Origin of the sequence: Spirosoma fluviale, assembly GCF_900230225.1 — a bacterium.
Taxonomy (GTDB): Bacteria; Bacteroidota; Bacteroidia; order Cytophagales; family Spirosomataceae; genus Spirosoma; species Spirosoma fluviale.
Genome location: NZ_OCNH01000004.1, coordinates 46,643 through 66,551 on the forward strand (window position 1 = coordinate 46,643; position 19,909 = coordinate 66,551).

The following is a 19,909-nucleotide window of genomic DNA, read 5'->3' on the forward strand; positions in this document are numbered from 1 at the left end:
GAATCCTGACGTGCATCGGACCGACTGCGAATCGGACCCCGACAAGCCGGATTGTTTTGCCGATTTCCTTTCTAACAAAACCCTTAAAGGTATGAAAAAAAGACTACCTGTGCCCACCGGCGGCTTGTCCGGCTGGCCAGCCGATCTACTTCCCAGATTGATGAACCTTTCCCTTATCCAACTCTTCCTGATGATTGCCTGCACGAGTTTCTCGTTTGCCTTCGATGGCCAGGCCCAGGAGTTAATGAACCGCCCCGTAACCCTAAATGTGGAAGGGCAGCGGCTTCGCGTGGTGCTGGCGCAGATCGAGCAGCAAACAACGGCCCGCTTCGTGTATAGCTCGAAGTCGATTGGCGTCGACCGCCCGATCACCATCACCACCCGCGACAAACGGCTGGCCGATGTACTCACCGAATTGCTCCGCCCCCTGAAACTAAGCTACCGGATGGTTGGCGGTCAGATCGTGCTGGAAAGCGATACCGACGCGCATTCACTGGTGACGCCAGCGAACGAAGCCGCCGACCGGGCGCTCTCGGGAACGGTGACCGACGAGAAAAACGCGGCCTTACCGGGCGTGAGTGTCGTGATCAAAGGCTCCAACCGGGGCTCGACTACGGACGCCAACGGGCAGTTTAAAATCACGGTGCCGGACGGTAACGCCATCACGCTGACGTTCTCGTTTGTTGGCTACCGGAGTCAGGATGTGACGGTTGGGAGCAAGCCGACGGTCAACGTATCGATGGTACCCGATGTAGGTTCGCTGGATGAAGTCGTGGTCATTGGCTACGGTGCTGTTCGCAAAAAAGACCTGACCGGCTCGGTGGTGCAGCTCAAGAGCGAGCAACTGAAAGAAGTACCGACATCCAACGTGCTCGAAGCCGCGCAGGGTAAAATTGCCGGGGCCGACATCACCCGCAGCAGCGGACAGGCGGGGGCTCGGATCAACATCTCCATCCGGGGCAACCGCTCCATTGGCGGCAACAACTCGCCCCTGATCATTGTGGATGGTATCCAGTACAGCAACCTGGAGGATATCAACGCCAACGACATCGAAACGATGGATGTCCTGAAAGATGCGTCGTCGACGGCCATTTACGGGTCGCGCGGGTCGAACGGGGTTATTCTGATTACGACCAAGAAAGGCAAGCTGGGCAAGCCCGATATTTCGTTCAATGCCTATTCCGGGATTTCGCAGGTGACGATGTACCCGAAGGCGATGGACATTACCGGCTTCCGGGATTTCAAACGGGAAGCGTGGCGGGCCGCCGGTATCTGGAAAAGCCCCGCCGATGATGCCGCTATCTTCACCAACGTAGCCGAATACGACGCCCTACAAAAAGGCCTCTGGACCGATTACCAGGACGCCCTGATTCACAACGGGGTTCAGCAGAACTATCAGGTGGGTATCCGCTCAGGCACCGACCGGCTGAAATCGTACGTTTCGGTCGATTACTTCAACGAGAAAGGCATTCTGAAACTGGATGAACTGAGCCGCTATACGGGCCGACTCAATGTCGATTTCACGATCAACGACTGGATGAAGATCGGGCTGCAAAGCCAGCTGACGTATTACAACCAGAGCGTACGCCGGGACCCCCTCAATCAGGCCAACAAAATCAGTCCGCTGGGGTCGCTCTACGACGCCAACGGCAATTTTAATTTCATCATGCTCGATGGACAAACGGCCAATCCCCTGTCCGATGAGCAACCCAATGTGTTCAATAACTCAGTGCTGACTACCCGGGTGCTGACCAATGGGTACCTCGAACTGACGCCATTCAAAGGGTTTTCGTTCCGGAGTACGCTGGGCGTCAATCTGGCTTCCATACGGGACGGAGCCTATTCATCGCCCAAATCCATTGACCGCTCGCTGACGGGTAAGTCGCTGTCTACCTACAACACCAGCAACGGGCGCACCGTGAACTGGGAGAACGTCATGACCTACCAGCGGACCTTCGGCCAGCACGCCCTCACGATGACGGGCATTGCCAGTTACCTGGGCAACACCTCCGACAACTCGGCGGCTTCGGGCGTCAACCAGTTGCTGCCCTCGCAGTTGTTCTACTCGCTGGGCAGTGCTACGGAGGAGATCAAGATCAACTCGGCTTTCTCCAAAAACAACCTGGTCTCCTTTGCCGCCCGCCTGAACTACGCCTTCCGCGACCGGTATCTGCTGACGCTGACCGCCCGCGAAGATGGTTCGTCGAAGCTGGCGTTGGGCAACAAATGGACGTTCTTTCCCTCGGCGGCTTTTGCGTGGCGGGTTATCGAGGAGAAATTCATGCAGGACATAAAAGGGCTGAGCGACCTCAAAATCCGGGCGAGTTATGGCGTAGCGGGCAACGACCCGTCCGGCCCCTACGCGACCCAGACCACCCTCACCCGACTGGCCTTTGGTTTCGATGACATCTCCGCTCCGGCCTATACCTTCTCCCGAAACGTGGGCAACACCGCCCTCGGCTGGGAATTATCGAACACCAAAAACATAGGCCTGGATTTCGGTCTGTTCAACGGCCGCGTCAACGCATCGCTCGACTATTACGACACCCGCACCTCCGACCTGCTGCTGGACCGGGGCCTTCCGCCAACAACCGGCGTAACGACCGTGAAACAGAACATAGGCAAAACCCGCAACCGGGGCCTTGAACTGTCACTGGGAAGCACCAACATCCGCACCCAGAACCTGACCTGGAGCAGCAACGTCACCTTCACCAAAAACAAGGAGGAAATCACCGAACTGGTGACCGGTTCCAACGACATCGGCAATGGCTGGTTTGTTGGCTCGCCCATCAGCGTGTATTATGACTACGAGAAACTAGGCATCTGGCAGACTTCGGAAGCCGATCTGGCGGCCAAACTTGCGCCCACGCAGCTACCCGGCGAAGTCAAAGTGAAAGACCAGAACAACGATGGCAAGATCGACGCCGTCAACGACCGGATCATCCTGGGAACGCCCCGCCCCAAGTGGAGTGGCGGCTTCGACAACACATTTAAATTCAAAGGGTTCGACCTGAATTTGTTCCTCTACGCCCGTGTGGGTCAGATGATCAACTCCGACCGGTCGGCGCGTTTCGACCAGCAGGGAGTTGGCAACAGCACGGCGGGTCTGGACTACTGGACGCCCGAAAATCCAACCAACGCCTACCCGCGCCCCAACAGGAATGGTGGCCTGAAATACCTCTCCACGCTGGGCTATCAGGATGGCACCTACGCCCGAATCCGGAACATCACACTGGCCTATAACGTACCAGTCAAAATGCTCCCCAAGGTTGTTCGGGGCGTTCGAGTGTACGTAACGGGCAAGAACCTGGTCACCTTCACGAAGCTGAATTACGACCCTGAACGGGGTGGTTCGGAGAACTTCCCCATGACCAAACTGTACGTCTTCGGCCTGAATGTCAATCTATAACCCAAAAACTTTAGTCAACATGAATTCATACCTAATGCGAACGGGGTTAGTCCTACTCTCTTTGTGCACCCTCTTCGCGTGTAAAGATGTGCTGGACGAATACAACCCCAGCGGCCTGACCGCAGAGACTGTGTATACCACGCCCGAAGGCTTCGAAACGCTGGTCAATGCCGCCTACACCTATCAGCGGTGGTGGTACGGCAAAGAAGAAGGCTATAATATTGCCGAAACGGGTACCGATATCTGGACGAGTGGCTCCGGCGAGGTGTACCGCGATTTGACTCAGTACCTGAACCTCCAGGGCAGCAATGGTGCCCTCAGCAACGAGTGGCGGGAATTTTATGCCGCCATCAACCTCTGCAACGGCGGCATCAGCCGCATCGGCCAGGCGGGTTTGTCGGCTACCCTGCGGCCCATTCGGGAAGGAGAACTCCGGTTTCTGCGTGCCTTCTATTACTGGCATATCGTTGAAACCTGGGGTGGCGTTCACTTCACCACGCAGGAAACGAACGGGATCATCTCCACGGCCAACCGCACGCCGGTGGAAACGTTTTACAATCAGATTTTCGAGGATTTGAAGTTTGCCGCTGCCAATCTGCCCGTTACGCAGCCGCAGTATGGCCGGGTGACGAAAGGAGCCGCGCAGGCGTTTCTGGCCCGTATGTACCTGACTCGGGGCATGAATAAAGAAGCGCTGGAAACCGCGCAGGCCGTTTTGACCGGCAACTACGGCTACAAACTCGAAACCAACTACGCCGACCTCTGGAAGATGAGCAACCTCAAAACCAAAGAGGCTATCTACGTCGTGGACTATTCGACCAATCTGGTACTGAACGACCTGGCCAACTCGACCTTCAATCCGTACGGCCACAGCCGGGGCAGCAATAACGCCCATTTACTGTTCCTGATGAAGTACGACGACCGCCCCGGCATGATCCGGGATATTGCCAACGGCCGTCCCTTCAACCGCTACATGCCTACCCGCTTCCTGCTCGACCTGTACAGCGAAAACGACGCCCGCTACGAAGGCTCGTTTACCGAGGTGTGGTATGCCAACGCAACCTCCCGTCCGGCGGGTATGAGCCTGGGCGATACGGCCGTGTATTGCACCCGGCGCGACATTCCGGATGCGTTCGAGGCTACGCGCAAGTACCAGACCTACGACCGAAGCAAAATCTACAACGCCAACGGAACGGTGAAAGACAACCTGCGTTACCCGAGCCTATCCAAGTTTATTGACCCAACCCGCGCCAGCCTAAACGAAGCGCAAAGTGCCCGCGATGTGTTCGTGATCCGGCTCGCCGAGGTGTATCTGATTGCCGCCGAAGCCCAAATGAAACTGGGTAATCTACAAGCTGCCGCCGATTACGTCAACGTACTGCGTACACGGGCGGCCAAACCCGGCAAAGCTGCCGCCATGCAGATCGCACCGGCGCAGGTAACGCTCGATTTCATTCTGGACGAGCGTGCCCGCGAGCTGGCTGGCGAGCAGATTCGGTGGTTCGACCTGAAACGTACCGGTAAGCTGCTGGAGCGCATCCGGGCCTATGCCCCCGATAATGCCATTAACCTTCAGGATTTTCAGGTGCTGCGGCCCATTCCGCAAACCCAGCTGGACGCCGTGACCAACAAAACCGAGTTTGCGCAAAATCAGGGCTATCAATAGCCAATAAATTCTTTCCGGGCCAGGCACTAGTCTGGCCCGGAGTTTTTACACCCCAACATAGCCAACCAAATGACCAGACATTCCTTTTTCCTCATCGTTATCGCTTCGCTTCTGACCAGTTTTTCGGCAACGGCGCAGACCACGCCGACCTATAGCTGGGCGAACCTGCCCAAAATTGTTCAGCCGACGTTCCGGCGCGACACGACCAACATTACAGCCTTCGGTGCCAAACCCGACGGTGTTTCCCTCAATACCCAGGCCATCAACAAGGCGATTTCGACCTGTAGCCAGAAAGGCGGTGGCGTGGTGCTGGTGCCCGCAGGCATATGGCTCACCGGTCCAATTGTTCTGAAAAGCAATGTGAACCTGCACCTGAAAAGGGCCGCTACGCTGCTGTTCACTACCGACAAGACCCAATATGCGCTGGTAGAAGGGGTGTACGAAGGCAAACGCGCGGCCCGCAACCAGTCGCCGGTGTCGGGTACGAATCTGGTGAATGTGGGTATTACGGGTCAGGGGATTCTGGACGGGAACGGCGATGTGTGGCGGGCGGTGCATAAAAGCCAGCTTACCGAGAGCCAATGGCATGAAAAGGTCGCTTCGGGCGGAGTACTGAAAGACGACGGCAAGACCTGGTACCCGAGTGAGCAGTTCAAAAAAGCCAGCACCGAAAACCGGAGTATGCTGCTGGTACCGGGAAAAACGCCCCAGGATTTCGCCGACATGAAAGACTTTCTGCGGCCGAATCTGGTGGTGCTCACCAACTGCAAAAAAGTGCTGCTGGAAGGCGTCACGTTCCAGAACTCACCCGCCTGGTGTCTGCATCCGCTGATGTGCCAGGATCTCACCCTTCGGAATGTGACCACCAAAAACCCGGAGTACGCGCATAACGGGGATGGCATGGACATCGAATCCTGTAAGAATTTTCTCATTGAAGGGTGTACACTCGACGTGGGCGACGATGCCATCTGCATTAAGTCCGGCAAGGACGAGGAAGGTCGAAAACGGGGAATGCCCACCGAAAACGGCATTATCCGCAACAACACCGTGTATAACGGTCACGGCGGCTTTGTAGTCGGCAGCGAGATGAGCGGAGGTGCCCGGTATCTGTTCGTTTCCAACTGTACGTTCATGGGTACCGACAAGGGGCTGCGGTTCAAGTCGGTTCGCGGGCGGGGCGGAGTGGTCGAGCACATTTACGCCAAAGATATTTTCATGAAGAACATCGCGCAGGAAGCCATCTTCTTCGACATGTACTACTTCGTCAAATTCGCGACGGACGGCGTACGCGACGAGCGGCCTGTCGTCAATGAAGGCACGCCCGTTTTCCGAAATATGCGCTTCGAGAACGTCGTCTGTACCGGTGCGAAGAAAGGCATCTTTGTCCGTGGACTTCCCGAAATGGCGATTCAACAGATTGCCATGGCGAACATGGTTCTCGAAACGGAGAAAGGTGTCGAACTGGTCGATGCCAGCGGCATTCAGCTCGATAACATAAATCTGCTGTCGACGTCCACGAAACCCGTCATCAGCGTCACGAACAGCAGCAACCTGACGTTCAACAACATCCAGTACCCGGCCAATACCGATGTGCTGTTCTCGATTGACGGCGAACGCAGCCAGGCCATCAAAGTCACCAACACCGACACGTCCAAAGCCCGCACCAAAACCGAATTCACCCACGGAGCCGCCGAAAAGAGCCTGCTGCTAACGGCTACGAAGTAAAAGAATAACGTATCGCGGATCTTTAGTCCGCGTAGCCGTCAGGCTAAAAACGTCATCCTGTTTTAGCCTGACGGCTACGCGGACTAAAGATCCGCGCTACATTCCCGCCAAAGTCTAACTTTTATGAATTAACATACAAGTACTCGTTCCCCCAAAACTATTAGCCAATAACCTTCCCCTTCACCGATCCCCGCTAATTCGGCAACGTTCCCGATAACGATTGCGTGAATAAATATTTGGTAACACTTCGTTCGCAAAAACCGCCTGTTTAATCTTCGTCAGAAAACACCTTAAACAGCCTGCTGGTGGTCAGGCGTATTTCTGTAAAAAAGACAATTTTAACGAGGATAAAGGTGTTTACCCCACCCCAGCCCTGACAACATGAAACAAACCGCGTTAAAAATACACCCCGCCGATTCCGTTCTGGTTGCCCTCGCCGACCTTGAACCCGGCGACCGGGTATACTGGGACGATTCGACCCTGATCGTGACGGAATCCATTCCGGCCAAACACAAACTGGCCATCCAGTCCTTTGCCCCCGGCGATGCCATTACCATGTACGGCGTGCTGGTCGGTAAAGCCAAACAGGCCATTCCGGCGGGTGGCCGACTCACCACCTTCAACGTTGTACACGCCACCAGCAGCTACGATCTGGCCGGGGCCTCCTACCAATGGACGCCCCCCGCCGTCGACCGCTGGCAGAACCGGACGTTTATGGGTTACCACCGCTCGGATGGGCGGGTGGGAACGGCCAACTATTGGCTCGTGGTGCCGCTTGTGTTCTGCGAGAATCGGAACATTCAGGTGCTGGAAGAGGCCCTCGTCCACGATCTGGGCTACGGCCGACGCAATTCCTATCAGCACCAGACGCAGGGATTGATGGCGCTGGTACAGGCCGGTCGAACGGTAGAGGATGTGTTACGGGCCGATCTGGATCAGCCCGAGCAACCGTTCGGGCAGCCAACGCGCCTGTTTCCTAACGTCGACGGGGTGAAATTTCTGGCGCACGAAGGCGGTTGTGGCGGCACCCGTCAGGATGCACAGGCTTTGTGCGGTTTGCTGGCGGGCTACATCACCCATCCGAACGTGGCGGGGGCTACGGTACTGAGTCTCGGCTGCCAGAATGCGCAGGTGGCTATGTTGCAGGAAGAGATTCAGAAACGGAGCCCCCAGTTCGACAAGCCTCTGTTTGTGCTGGAACAGCAGACCATCGGCACCGAAGAAGCCCTGATCAGCCAGGCGCTGCGACAAACCTTTGCGGGACTGATGCAGGCCAATACCTGTGTGCGGCAACCGGCGCCGCTCAGCAAACTGACGATTGGGCTGGAATGTGGTGGCTCGGACGGCTTTTCAGGCATTTCGGCCAATCCCGCCCTGGGGCACACGTCCGATCTGCTGGTTGCCCTTGGCGGCACCGTTATCCTGGCCGAATTTCCCGAGCTCTGCGGGGTGGAGCAGGAACTTTGCGACCGGAGTGTAGATGCCGAAACGGCCGAAAGATTCCGGCAGTTGATGACTACCTACGCCCAACGGGCCAAGGAAGCCGGGTCGGGGTTCGACATGAATCCCTCGCCGGGCAACATCCGTGACGGGCTCATCACCGACGCCATGAAATCGGCGGGGGCATCCAAAAAAGGGGGTACATCGCCCGTGGTGGCCGTTCTGGATTATCCCGAACTGGTCACCAAACCGGGGCTGAATCTGCTCTGTACACCCGGCAATGATGTGGAGTCGACAACGGCCGAGGTCGCTTCGGGCGCTACCGTCGTGCTGTTCACCACGGGGCTGGGCACCCCAACCGGCAACCCCATTGCGCCCGTCGTGAAGATTGCCAGCAACACGGCTCTGGCCAACCGAATGCCGGACATTATCGACGTCAACACAGGCACCATCATCGACGGTGAGGAGACCATCGAACAGGCCGGAGAGCGCTTGCTGGAACAGATTATCCGGGTAGCCAGTGGCACCCTGGACGTAGCCGCTATGCGCCACGGGCAGGACGACTTTATCCCCTGGAAACGGGGCGTTTCTCTTTAAGAAGCTACCCAATACACAACGATTCATTCATCATATTACCCATGAAAAAGCCTTTTTTAACGGAAAACTTTCTGCTGCAAACCGAAACGGCTCAGCAACTCTACCATGAGTTTGCCAAGCCAATGCCCATTATCGACTACCACTGTCACCTGCCGCCCGACCAGATTGCCAATGACCTGACGTTCGAGAACCTGACCCAGATCTGGCTTTACGGCGATCATTACAAGTGGCGGGCCATGCGGGCCAATGGCGTCGATGAGAGCTATTGCACCGGGAAGCAGGACGACTTCGCCAAATTCCAGAAGTGGGCCGAAACCGTACCCTACACCCTGCGCAACCCGCTTTACCACTGGACACACCTGGAATTGCAGCGGTATTTCGGCATTACCGAAACCCTCAACGGACAGAGTGCCCGTCGTATCTACGACAGTTGTACCAAACAACTACAATCACCGGATTTCTCGGTGCGGAACCTGCTCCGCCGGATGAACGTGGAGACCGTTTGCACCACCGACGACCCGGTCGATTCGCTGGAACACCACCAGACGTTGCTCGATGCGGGCTTCGAGATCAGCGTGTTGCCCACCTTCCGGCCCGACAAAGCTATGGCGGTCGACGATGGGGCAGCCTTTAACCAGTATGTTGCCCGGCTGGAAGCAGCCAGCAACCGGGAGATCAGGAATTTCAACGACTTTCTGGATGCGCTGCGCCAGCGGCACGATTACTTTGCGGCCATGGGCTGTAAACTCTCCGACCACGGATTGGAGCAGATTTACGCCGAATCCTACTCGGAGGCCGAAATCAACGCTATTTTCGACAAACTGCGGCAGGCCGGTCAGTCGCTGACGGAACCGGAGGTCCTGAAGTTCAAATCGGCCATGCTGGTGTATCTGGCCGAAATGGACTGGGAGAAAGGCTGGACCCAGCAGTTTCACCTCGGCGCTCTGCGCAACAACAACTCCCGCATGTTGCGCCAACTGGGTCCCGATACCGGCTGGGACAGCATCGGCGACTTCTCGCAGGCGCGGGCACTGGCTCGCTTCCTCGACCGGCTCGACACGACCAACAAGCTGGCCAAGACGATCCTGTACAATCTAAACCCCGGCGACAATGAGTTGATGGCGACCATGATCGGCAATTTCAACGACGGGTCCGTAGCAGGTAAAGTGCAGTTTGGCTCGGGCTGGTGGTTTCTCGATCAGAAGGACGGCATGGAGCGGCAACTGAACGCGCTTTCCAACATGGGTCTGTTGAGCCGGTTCGTGGGTATGCTCACCGATTCGCGCAGTTTCCTGAGCTACCCGCGCCACGAGTATTTCCGCCGGATTCTCTGCAACCTGTTCGGCAACGACATCGAAAACGGCGAACTCCCCGACGACATCGACTGGACCGGCCAGGTAGTCCAAAAAATCTGCTATGGCAACGCAAAAACGTACTTCGGCTTCAGCAGCAAACCCATGGAACTGGCAGTGTGAAGCTGAGTAACCCGTTACTGAGCTTCATCAGAGACTGGTAAAGTTGAGCATTCGGTGATCGTTGGGCATAGTCTGTGACTATGTCTGAGTGTTATCCGGTCTCTGACCGGAGTAAATAACCAGCCTAATACGCCGGTCAGAGACCGGATAACGCCACGACATAGTCACAGACTATGCCGAGCCGGGGTAGCTTATAAAACAACAAGACATAAACCAATAACGATGAATAAAACCCTCCTATTTTTATTCCCGATTCTCCTAACGATCAACACCTTTGCCCAAACAACGCCCCCGGCATCGGCAACGTATCCGGCTTCATTTACCGTGGCGCAGGATGGCAGTGGTAATTTCAAAACCATTCAGGAAGCGGTCAACTCGTTCCGGGACCACTCGCAGGTTCCGGTGACGCTGTATGTCAAAAACGGAGTCTACGCCGAAAAGCTGGTCATCCCGTCCTGGAAACCAAACATTCACATCATCGGCGAAAGCAGGGAAGGTGTAATCATTACGGGTGATGATTTTTCCGGGAAAGCGTATCCGGGTGGAAAAGACTGGACCGGAAAGGACAAATACAGCACCTATACGACGTACACGGTACTGGTCGATGCGCCGGAAACGATCCTCGAAAACCTGACCATTCGGAACACCGCTGGCCGGGTTGGGCAGGCGGTGGCGCTGCATGTGGAAGGTGATCGGTTCGTATGCAGAAACTGTAATTTGCTGGGCAATCAGGATACCCTTTTTGCAGCCGCCGAAGACAGTCGTCAGTACTACGAAAACTGCTTTATCGAAGGAACGACGGATTTTATCTTCGGGAAATCGGTGTCCGTTTTTCAGTCGTGTACCATCAAAAGCCTCTCGGATTCGTTCATCACCGCAGCCGCCACACCCGTTTACCAGCCCTACGGGTTCATCTTCTTTGATTGCAAGCTCACCGCCGACCCGGTTGCCAAGAAAGTCTATCTGGGCCGTCCGTGGCGACCGAACGCCAAAACTATCTTCGTTCGGACGCAGATGGATAGCCACATCCTGCCCGCGGGCTGGGACAACTGGAACAATGCCGACAACGAAAAAACGGTCCTGTACGCCGAATACGGCAACACCGGACCGGGCAGCAGTACATCGGGGCGGGTTGGCTGGTCGAAGCAGCTCACCGCCAACGAGGTTAAGCAATTGACACTGGCAAGCATCTTTTCCGGCAAATCGCCCTGGCTACCTGCCGTCCAACACCCTTAAGTTAAGCTCATGACTCCCCGCCTAACCCTTGGTTTATTGTTTTTGACGGCCCTGTCGGTCGTTGCCCAACCGGCGAAGACGACCCGTCTGAAAGCCGTTTCCAGCAATTCTGCCGTCTCAGCCGTCTGGGTGCCTGATTTAGGGAATGGTTCGTATAAGAATCCCGTCCTGAACGCCGACTACTCCGACCCGGATGTGTGTCGAGCGGGCAACGACTTCTATCTGGTCGCTTCCAGCTTCGACGCCATTCCCGGTCTGCCAATTCTGCACTCGACGGATCTGGTCAACTGGACCCTCATCGGGCACGCCCTGAAACGCCAGCCTCCGTTCGACCATTTCGAGAAAACCCAGCACGGCAACGGGGTGTGGGCACCGGCCATCCGCTACCACAACAACGAATTCTATATCTACTACCCCGACCCCGATTTCGGCATCTATCTCACCAAAGCAACCAATCCGGCCGGACCCTGGTCGGACCCGGTGCTGGTGGAAGGCGGCAAAGGGCTGATCGATCCTTGTCCGCTCTGGGACGACGACGACGGGCAGGTTTATCTGGCGCACGGCTGGGCGGGAAGCCGCGCAGGAATCAAGAGTATTCTGACCATCAAAAAGCTCAACGCGGCTGGCTCGAAGGTGATGGATGAAGGCGTAATCGTGTACGACGGCCACGCAACCGATCCCACCATCGAAGGCCCGAAGGTCTACAAACGAAACGGCTATTACTACCTTTTTGCCCCGGCGGGTGGCGTCTCGACGGGCTGGCAACTGGTGTTACGTTCGAAGAACATCTACGGCCCCTACGAGCGAAAAGTGGTAATGGATCAGGGCAAGAGTCCGATCAACGGCCCGCATCAGGGCGCATGGGTGACGGTGAACGCAGGCAAGGGAAAAGCCGACGAAGACTGGTTTCTGCATTTTCAGGATAAAGACGCTTACGGGCGGGTGGTGCATCTGCAACCCATGAAATGGGTGAACGACTGGCCCGTTATTGGCGTGGATGCCGAAGGCGATGGCAAAGGCGAACCCGTTCTAACCTATAAAAAGCCAGCCGTTGCCGGGAAAGCATCGCCGATAGCCACCCCGCCGGATTCTGATGAATTCAACAGCCTGAAACTTGGCTTGCAGTGGCAATGGCAGGCGAATCCCAAAGGCATCTGGCACACAACCAGCAATCAGGGCTTTTTGCGGCTGTATTCGGCCAAAGCCCCGGACGAAGCCCGCAACCTGTGGGACGTGCCCAACCTGCTGATGCAGAAGTTCCCGGCGGAGACGTTTATGGCCACTACGAAACTGACGTTTACGCCCAACCCGAAGCTCGAAAATGAGAAAACGGGGCTGATTGTGATGGGAATGAGTTATGCCAATCTGACCCTGAAAAGCACCAAAGATGGCATCCGGCTGGTGCACACCGTTTGCAAAAAGGCCGCCGACGGGAAGCCGGAAGACGAAACGACCATCGCCCGAATCAACGCCAACACGCCGATTTACCTGCGTGTTCAGGTACTGAAAGGCGCGAAGTGCCAATTCAGCTATAGCCTCGACGGCCAGAATTTCATCAAAACCGGCGACGAATTTCAGGCTGAACCGGGCCGCTGGATTGGTGCGAAGCTGGGTATCTTCTGCACCCGCACCACCCAGATCAACGATTCGGGCTATGCCGATTTCGACTGGTTCCGGGTGGAGCCAGTATCGGGCGTAAATCCTTCGCTTAATTAGGAAGTACTTTCGGTCCCTGCCGGTTGATTTCCGATACGTAAGCTTCGCTGGCGATGCCAACGGCCAAGAACGCCTGCTGCATGGCGGCACCCACCTTTTCGGCGGTTTGCGCATCTCGGCTCAGCGCAAACATCGACGGACCGGAGCCAGAAATGCTACACCCCAGGGCGCCGTTGTCCAGCGCGGCCTGTTTGGCTTCGTTGAACTCGGGAATCAGGATAGCTCGTACCGGCTCAATGATTACGTCGACGAGCGAACGGCTGATAAGGCTATAGTCGGGCGTCATCAGACCGGCGATCAGACCGGCCACGTTACCCATCTGGGTAATCGTATTCTTGAGCGACACTTCGTTCTTCAGGATGAAGCGCGCGTCTTTGGTATTGACCTCAATATCGGGGTGTACCAGCGTGCAGAACAGCGTCGCGGGGGTTTCGATCTTGATAACGTCCAACGGACTGTAACTTCGCACTACCACAAATCCACCCAGCAGCGACGGGCCCACGTTATCGGCATGGGCCGAGCCACAGGCAATGCGTTCACCCTCCATCGCAAAGGGCAGCAATTTCAGAGTAGGCAATGGCCGACCAAGCAGCTCATTAACGGCAAACACACCCGCTACGGCACTGGCCGCACTGGAACCCAGGCCGCTCCCGAGGGGCATCTGCTTATGCAGCACAATGTCGAGACCAAGGTCCGTACGGTTAATGCTCTTTAGATAGGTCTGTATGGCAATACCCGCCGTATTGCGGGATGCTTCGCGGGGCAGCCGACCCTGGTCGCCAATAATATCTATGATCCGAACGCCCGGCTCGTCGCTGGTTGTCAGTACAATCTGGTCGCCGGGGTTATCAACGGCAAACCCAAAAATATCAAATCCACAGGCAACATTAGCCACAGTGGCGGGGGCAAATACTCGAATAGAATCCACGATAGAAGGAGCAGCAAAGCGCAAAGGTAGTGATTTGGGCTGAAAATCAGCCGGTGTTCTACCCGGTACAGTTAGTCATCGTCGTCATCGTCGCCGTCGGCCATTTTGCCGGTTCGGACAAAGGCACCCCGGCGCGGGGCGGGCATCACACTTTTCTCCCCACGCACCGTTTGCCACACGATCTCGCTGAAAATAAGGTCGTCGATTTCGTCGGGGCGGGTCAGGTTAAAGAGCGACGACCGTTTTGAATTCACGTTGATCGCTACGTTTTTCTGGTTGATATCGATACCGGCTTCACGGGCTATAAACGGAGCCGGATTAGCTTTTTTATCAAAACAACGCCACATGGGCGTAGCAGCCGCATCGTACTGGCTCATGGGTTTCAGCCCCAGAATCAGTTCGATGGTACGCAGCATTCCCGACGTCGAATACATGGTGTGGTCAACGAAACCGCGCTTCACCAATCCCCCCGCTACAAACGCAATGGAGCGGTGCGCGTCCACATGGTCGGGGCCGTTCTGGGCGTCATCTTCTAGGATAAATACCACCGACTGATTCCAGATTGAACTTTTGGACAGGTGCTCCACAAACCGACCTACGGCCAGGTCATTGTCGGCAACGGCGGCATCGGGCGTGGGCATACCGATGCGGGCACCCGAGGTGTGGTCGTTGCCAAATCGCAGCGTACTGAAGGTGGGGAGTTTTCCGGCGGCCAGCAGCTCATCGAAATCGGCTTCCCAGGCTTCTTCGCGCTTGCTGTCCATGTAGCCCAGATTGTACCCTTTGAAGGTCGGGCAAAACTTGCCTGCCAACGTTTGAATATTCGGTTTCTCATCATCGGCAAACCAGCCGTAACTGCGGAACGATATGCCCGCCCGCTGGCAATGATCCCAGATGAAGCCATCGCGCGGGTGCGCGATTTCTTTCTGGCCTTCGTAATCGTACGTACCACCACGGCCACCGTAGCTGGTTACCCAGTTCTTCTCGACATAATCATTGGCATAAGCCGCCGACGACCAGTTATGCCCATCGGCACTGACTTCGGCATCGACGTAGAAGTTATCCAGCAGCACAAATTCTTTCGCCAGCGCGTGTTGATTGGGGGTCACTTTTTCGGGGAACAGGCATAAAGCCGCATCGCCGTTGCCTTCTTTCATATCGCCCAGAATCTGATCGTAGGTGCGATTTTCCTTGATGATGTAAAACACGTATTTGATGGGCGACTTATCCCCCACCCGCATCGGAATGGGGTTGCCCGCTTCGCCCTCCGCCCGTAGCTCTTTGCTTTTCGTGTACGGCGTATTGGCATACACCAGCCGCGAATAAGCCGCCAGCGTTTCAACATCCGGCGTGTCGATGATGGAGAGTGTCCCTTTGAACAGCCCCGCAATGTACTCCACCGGACCGGGGTTGGCCTGCGGATTGGGACCAACCTGCTGCGGAGTGCGCGTCCGCACCGGGTTAGGCCCTTTCGGATTGGCTTTCGAGGAAAACCCTTTGCCGTTGGTCACGTAAAGTTTGGTGCCGATCACCTTCACCGCTGTTGGGTACCAGCCCGTAGGGATAAAACCGCTGGACTGGCTGTGCCCTTTGCGGGTTACATTAAAGACGGCTAGGCAGTTGTTATCGGCGTTGGCGATGTAGAGTGTGTTCTCATCGTCGCTCAGGGCCAGACCGTTGGGCGTGGTGCCTACGGGGGCGTTGGGAAAGAGCGAAGTCGTAAGCGTTTCGATCACCTGCCGCTTCGATACGTCGATGAGCGCCACCGTGTTGTCGTTGCCATTGGCGACGTAGAGGTATTTACCGTCTTTGGTAAGCAGCAGGTCGTTGGGGTTTTTATTGGTCGGAATTTTGGCCGCTATCGTTTGTTTGCTGACATCATAAACCAGCACGCTGGCCCCGCCCCACGACGAGATAAACAACTCATTTTTGCTGGGCGACAGCCGACAGGTGTAAGCCGCAGCGCCGATGTTTAGCTTACTGAGTACCTGCCGAGTTTTGGTATCGGCGATGTATAGGGAGCTATCTTCTTTCGTGACGATGTAAATTCTATTCTTCGCATCATCGACGCACAAACCCGTTGGCGAAATCTTAACGGGCCAGGGTTTTCCTAATACAATCGGCTCGTCAGGCACCAGTTGCTTGTTTTCGATTTTGTAGACCAGAATCCGGTTGTCGTTCCCACCGGATGCGTAGAGCCGTGTTTCGTCCTGGCTAAAGGCCAGTCCCAGGTATGATTTGCCGACTTTGGCGGTATCGATAATCTGCTCCGTAGCGGCATCAATCAGGGTAATGCTTTGGGTGCTCTGGCCGTTGTTGGTCACGGCCAGATACTTTCTGGAGGGCGAAACGACCAGATTCAAGGGCAGATCGTCGAGGTCGAGACTACGGCCCGGCGGTGTCAGGGCCCATCCGTTGGGCAGGTTGACCCGTTTAGCCGCCAGTTTTTGATACGTTTCGGCCTCTTCCGATGACCCGGCCGTGTTGCTGTTCCGATTGCATCCCGCCATCACGGACAGCAGCAGGCCAAGTCCGGAGAGTAATGTTAAATAGTTTTTCATGCGATTAAGGGGTTAGGAGAGTTCGTATATATTGAACCTGTTTAAACTTTTGTATTACAAGTTGAATGAAGGGTTGTTTCGAGGCTGTAATACCGATCGTCCCGGTCGGGCGTGTATCTAATCGCTTCTCACCCGACCGGGACGGTCGGTACTACAGCCTCGAAACCTCCATTTTTGATAAAAACAAAAAGTTTAAATAGCTTCATTTTGTGAGACGCAGTGTTTTCCATGGTGTCAGTTTCTTAAAACTGACACCACATACAGAAACTCACACCACGTACAAATTCACTAATCATCGTCGTCGTCGTCATCATCATCCTCGGCACCGGCCAGGTGAGCGGGGTACTTCTTTTTTCCTTTGGCCGTGAACCACAAAATCCGGTTGAGCAGATCGTCGTGCCCCCGGTCGATCTGGTGGAAACCAAAGCGGATCGACTGGTTGGTAAAGCGCAGCGATGCGCCTTTCTGTCCCGCGGGCAACGCGTTCATTTCGGTCAGCGACACCCGGTTTGGCAGGGCTTTGTATGCAAAAGACATATCCGGTTTATCGGTAAAACAGTCGAACATGGGCAGGGCGGTGGCGTCGATGACGTTCATGGGCGGTAAGCCCAGAATCTGCTCCATCGTCCGCACAACCGAGGTCTGGTTGTAATTCGTAGAGACCGTTTTCTTCAGGCGCGAGTACGGACTGACCACAAAGCCGGTTGTCCGGTAGGCCGATACATGGTCCCAGCCCGCCTGCGAATCATCCTCCGTAATAAAAATGACCGTTGAAGCCGCAAACCGGCTATGCGTGATGGCATCGACAATCCGCCCAACAGCCAGGTCGTTATCGGCCACCATAGCACGGGGCACGGGAAAGCCGGGAGTCATGCCCGAGGTATGGTCGTTTGGCAGCGACATCACCATCAGGTTCGGCAGATCGGCGTTGGGGTCGGCGGCCGTTTTGTTCAGTTCGTTGATGAACGCGTCGGCGCGCATCTGGTCGCTGATGGTTTCGTCGTCGCAGCCCGGAAAATCCATGGCCAGAATGGGCCGTACCCGCGATATGGTTGTGGTATTGGTAAACGAAAAGGGCTTACTTTCCTGCCGAAGCTGAAATAGTTTGCTCCAGTCGTAGGCTTTTTTATCGTAATCGCAGGAGCAGGCTTCGCCATACATGCGCACCGTTTTGCCGTGGTCGAGGGCGTTGTTCCAGATCAGCCCTTTTTTGTTGTACACCATGGCATCATACAGCACGTGCGGGTAACTCCGAAACCACGCCCGCACGCTTTTCTCGGTATAATCCGTTACCATAGCCGCACTGGCCCAGTGGTGCCCCTCGGCCGACGACTTGCCCGATACATAGTAATTGTCCATCAGCAGGTAATCCTGCGCCAGCCGGTGCTGGTTGGGCGTAATGCTATCGCCGAAGATACACAGTTCGGGAGCGCCGTTGCCCTGCGGCATATCGCCCAGCACCTGATCGTAGGTACGATTTTCCTTGATGATATACAGCACATGCTTGAACACCGATGGCTCGCCAATGCGCTCCGGTACGGGTTTGGGGGCTACGTTGGGCCTCGGCAACTGCTCCGTCAACGCCAGTCGAAACTGCTGGCTCATGCGTTTGACCTTGTCGGTATACGTGTCCAGTTGCGGCTGAGTGGGCACCGGAATAAAAGAAATAGATGCCAGCTGCTTATGCGAATTGTAGGCTTTTAATTCCTTCGACGGGCTCTTTCCCTGGCTTCCCTGATCGACCGGGTTAGCAATTCGAGCACCGATGGCTTCCAGGTTGGTTACGTACAGTTCATCGCCATTCAGAACAATACCCGACGGGTACGCCTGCGTAGGAATGTAGCCTTTAATGACCGAAGCCCCTTTTCCAGTCGCCGAGGCTTTCTCGCCAAGCGCCACCACGCAAAGGGCGTTATCCAGCCCGTTGGCCACATACAGCGTCGTTCCCTGCGGATTGATAGCCAGCGCATTGGGCGTGCTGCCAATGTAGCCATTCCCCCGATTGAACAACCCCACAAAAATGGAATCGGTCACCTGCTGCGTCTGCGTACTGATAACCGACACGTAATCACTATTCCCATTCGCGATATAGATAAACTGCTGGTCGGGGCTGCTGATGATGGCATTAGGGTGCAGACCGACGGATAACTCCCGCTCCGGTTTACCTTGCGTGATGTCGATAACGGATACCGTTCCACGAGCCATAGCGCCCGTTTTCGGATCGATGTAGGCGCTTCCCCAGGGAATACCGGCCGTTTCGAAGCCGTTGGTAGAATCGGGAACCGGCCCCGCCCAGTTGGTTACGTAAGCGCGGTTGCCGAGGAGCGTCAGGCCAAACGGGGCCACGCCAGTAGGAGCCGTCCAGATGACCCGCTGGTCGTTCACCCGGATTTTGACCAGTTGGTTATTCCCGTTCAGAACGGTGTAGAGCATCAGTTCACCCGCTTCCTCTTTCAGTACCACCTCATTGGGCAGGGCGATGGTTGCCGGAGCAATGGGTTCGAACGGGATGGCTCGAATAAGTCGGGCACGCGCACCGTCCCAAACGACCTGCATCACGTGCGAGTTGGGTTTCCCGCGGCCACCGGCTCCCCAAAAAATATAGGTTGAGTCGTGGTGAACGATGGCTTTGATTCCGGAAAAGGAACTCATGCTTCCCTTTAGGCTCGATCCTTTGTTGTAATCCCAGCGCGAAACCAGTTTGCGGCTTTTCACATCGAAAAACGCGATGCCGTAACGATCTTCAACCACCAGCGTTTTTTTATCGGGCAGCAGCACCGCATCCAGACTATGATTTTCCACATTAGCCTCGCCAAAACTCACCGACTCCCCCGCCCCGTCGATCACCCGGTTGTAGGGCATTAGAAAAGGGGATGTGTTGGTGAGCGTGCTATCGTCCGTAGCCGTCCGATAGGCCGACGACACCGCCGAACGACCACCGCTGGTAGGCCCGAAATAATGACAGCTGCTTAGTAGCGAAAAGCTGGAAAGTATAAATAGACCGGAAGTAATAGACCGTAAATTAATTTTCATAGTATGCCGTAGCCAGAGAAATTCCGGCGGTTAAATATAGGGGGTTCTATCAGGATTGAGGCAGAGTGGTGTGTTATCAAATAATTTCCGAATGGCGGAATGGTCTCGAAGAACATACATTCT

The 19,909-nt window shown here is 55.7% G+C and carries 10 protein-coding genes; 7 read left to right on the forward strand and 3 right to left on the reverse strand.

Annotated elements, in window-relative coordinates; translation table 11 throughout:
- Positions 1–91 precede the first annotated feature (91 nt).
- The 7 genes from CRO74_RS21525 (at position 92) to CRO74_RS21555 (ending at position 13,264) form a co-directional block, all read left to right on the forward strand.
- Positions 92–3,409 carry a TonB-dependent receptor gene (locus CRO74_RS21525; protein ID WP_245877940.1) on the forward strand — a complete coding sequence of 1,106 codons (3,318 nt, stop codon included), beginning with the start codon at positions 92–94 and terminating at the stop codon, positions 3,407–3,409.
- Positions 3,410–3,428: 19 nt separating this feature from the next.
- A complete protein-coding gene (locus CRO74_RS21530; RefSeq protein WP_097128816.1) occupies positions 3,429–5,075 on the forward strand; it encodes a RagB/SusD family nutrient uptake outer membrane protein in 1,647 nt (548 codons plus the stop codon).
- Between the two features lie 69 nt (positions 5,076–5,144).
- Positions 5,145–6,800: a glycoside hydrolase family 28 protein gene (locus CRO74_RS21535; RefSeq protein WP_097128817.1), complete on the forward strand. Its 1,656-nt coding sequence runs from the start codon at positions 5,145–5,147 to the stop codon at positions 6,798–6,800.
- Between the two features lie 381 nt (positions 6,801–7,181).
- Positions 7,182–8,837: a UxaA family hydrolase gene (locus tag CRO74_RS21540; protein ID WP_097128819.1), complete on the forward strand. Its 1,656-nt coding sequence runs from the start codon at positions 7,182–7,184 to the stop codon at positions 8,835–8,837.
- A gap of 41 nt (positions 8,838–8,878) precedes the next feature.
- Positions 8,879–10,312, forward strand: coding sequence for a glucuronate isomerase (gene uxaC, locus CRO74_RS21545; protein ID WP_097128821.1), 1,434 nt, complete (start codon positions 8,879–8,881; stop codon positions 10,310–10,312).
- Between the two features lie 222 nt (positions 10,313–10,534).
- Positions 10,535–11,548 carry a pectinesterase family protein gene (locus CRO74_RS21550; RefSeq protein ID WP_097128822.1) on the forward strand — a complete coding sequence of 338 codons (1,014 nt, stop codon included), beginning with the start codon at positions 10,535–10,537 and terminating at the stop codon, positions 11,546–11,548.
- A 9-nt stretch (positions 11,549–11,557) separates the two neighbouring features.
- Positions 11,558–13,264 carry a glycoside hydrolase family 43 protein gene (locus tag CRO74_RS21555; RefSeq protein WP_097128824.1) on the forward strand — a complete coding sequence of 569 codons (1,707 nt, stop codon included), beginning with the start codon at positions 11,558–11,560 and terminating at the stop codon, positions 13,262–13,264.
- On the opposite strand, the gene CRO74_RS21560 is transcribed toward CRO74_RS21555, so the two are convergent.
- From CRO74_RS21560 to CRO74_RS21570, 3 genes are all read right to left on the reverse strand, one after another.
- Positions 13,257–14,192, reverse strand: coding sequence for a homoserine kinase (locus tag CRO74_RS21560; protein ID WP_097128826.1), 936 nt, complete (start codon positions 14,190–14,192; stop codon positions 13,257–13,259). The two genes, CRO74_RS21555 and CRO74_RS21560, sit on opposite strands and share 8 nt — an antisense overlap.
- Before the next feature lie 71 nt (positions 14,193–14,263).
- A complete protein-coding gene (locus CRO74_RS21565) occupies positions 14,264–16,753 on the reverse strand; it encodes a bifunctional YncE family protein/alkaline phosphatase family protein (RefSeq protein ID WP_097128828.1) in 2,490 nt (829 codons plus the stop codon).
- 288 nt (positions 16,754–17,041) lie between these two features.
- A complete protein-coding gene (locus CRO74_RS21570) occupies positions 17,042–19,786 on the reverse strand; it encodes an alkaline phosphatase family protein (protein ID WP_097128830.1) in 2,745 nt (914 codons plus the stop codon).
- Positions 19,787–19,909: the final 123 nt, after the last annotated feature.

What these genes read in the sequence shown, in the direction of transcription:
- CRO74_RS21525 (WP_245877940.1), top strand. Translation starts at nt 92, where the DNA reads ATGAAAAAAAGACTACCTGTGCCCACCGGCGGCTTGTCCGGCTGGCCA.
- CRO74_RS21530 (WP_097128816.1), top strand. Translation starts at nt 3,429, where the DNA reads ATGAATTCATACCTAATGCGAACGGGGTTAGTCCTACTCTCTTTGTGC.
- CRO74_RS21535 (WP_097128817.1), top strand. Translation starts at nt 5,145, where the DNA reads ATGACCAGACATTCCTTTTTCCTCATCGTTATCGCTTCGCTTCTGACC.
- CRO74_RS21540 (WP_097128819.1), top strand. Translation starts at nt 7,182, where the DNA reads ATGAAACAAACCGCGTTAAAAATACACCCCGCCGATTCCGTTCTGGTT.
- uxaC (WP_097128821.1), top strand. Translation starts at nt 8,879, where the DNA reads ATGAAAAAGCCTTTTTTAACGGAAAACTTTCTGCTGCAAACCGAAACG.
- CRO74_RS21550 (WP_097128822.1), top strand. Translation starts at nt 10,535, where the DNA reads ATGAATAAAACCCTCCTATTTTTATTCCCGATTCTCCTAACGATCAAC.
- CRO74_RS21555 (WP_097128824.1), top strand. Translation starts at nt 11,558, where the DNA reads ATGACTCCCCGCCTAACCCTTGGTTTATTGTTTTTGACGGCCCTGTCG.
- CRO74_RS21565 (WP_097128828.1), bottom strand. Translation starts at nt 16,753, where the DNA reads ATGAAAAACTATTTAACATTACTCTCCGGACTTGGCCTGCTGCTGTCC.
- CRO74_RS21570 (WP_097128830.1), bottom strand. Translation starts at nt 19,786, where the DNA reads ATGAAAATTAATTTACGGTCTATTACTTCCGGTCTATTTATACTTTCC.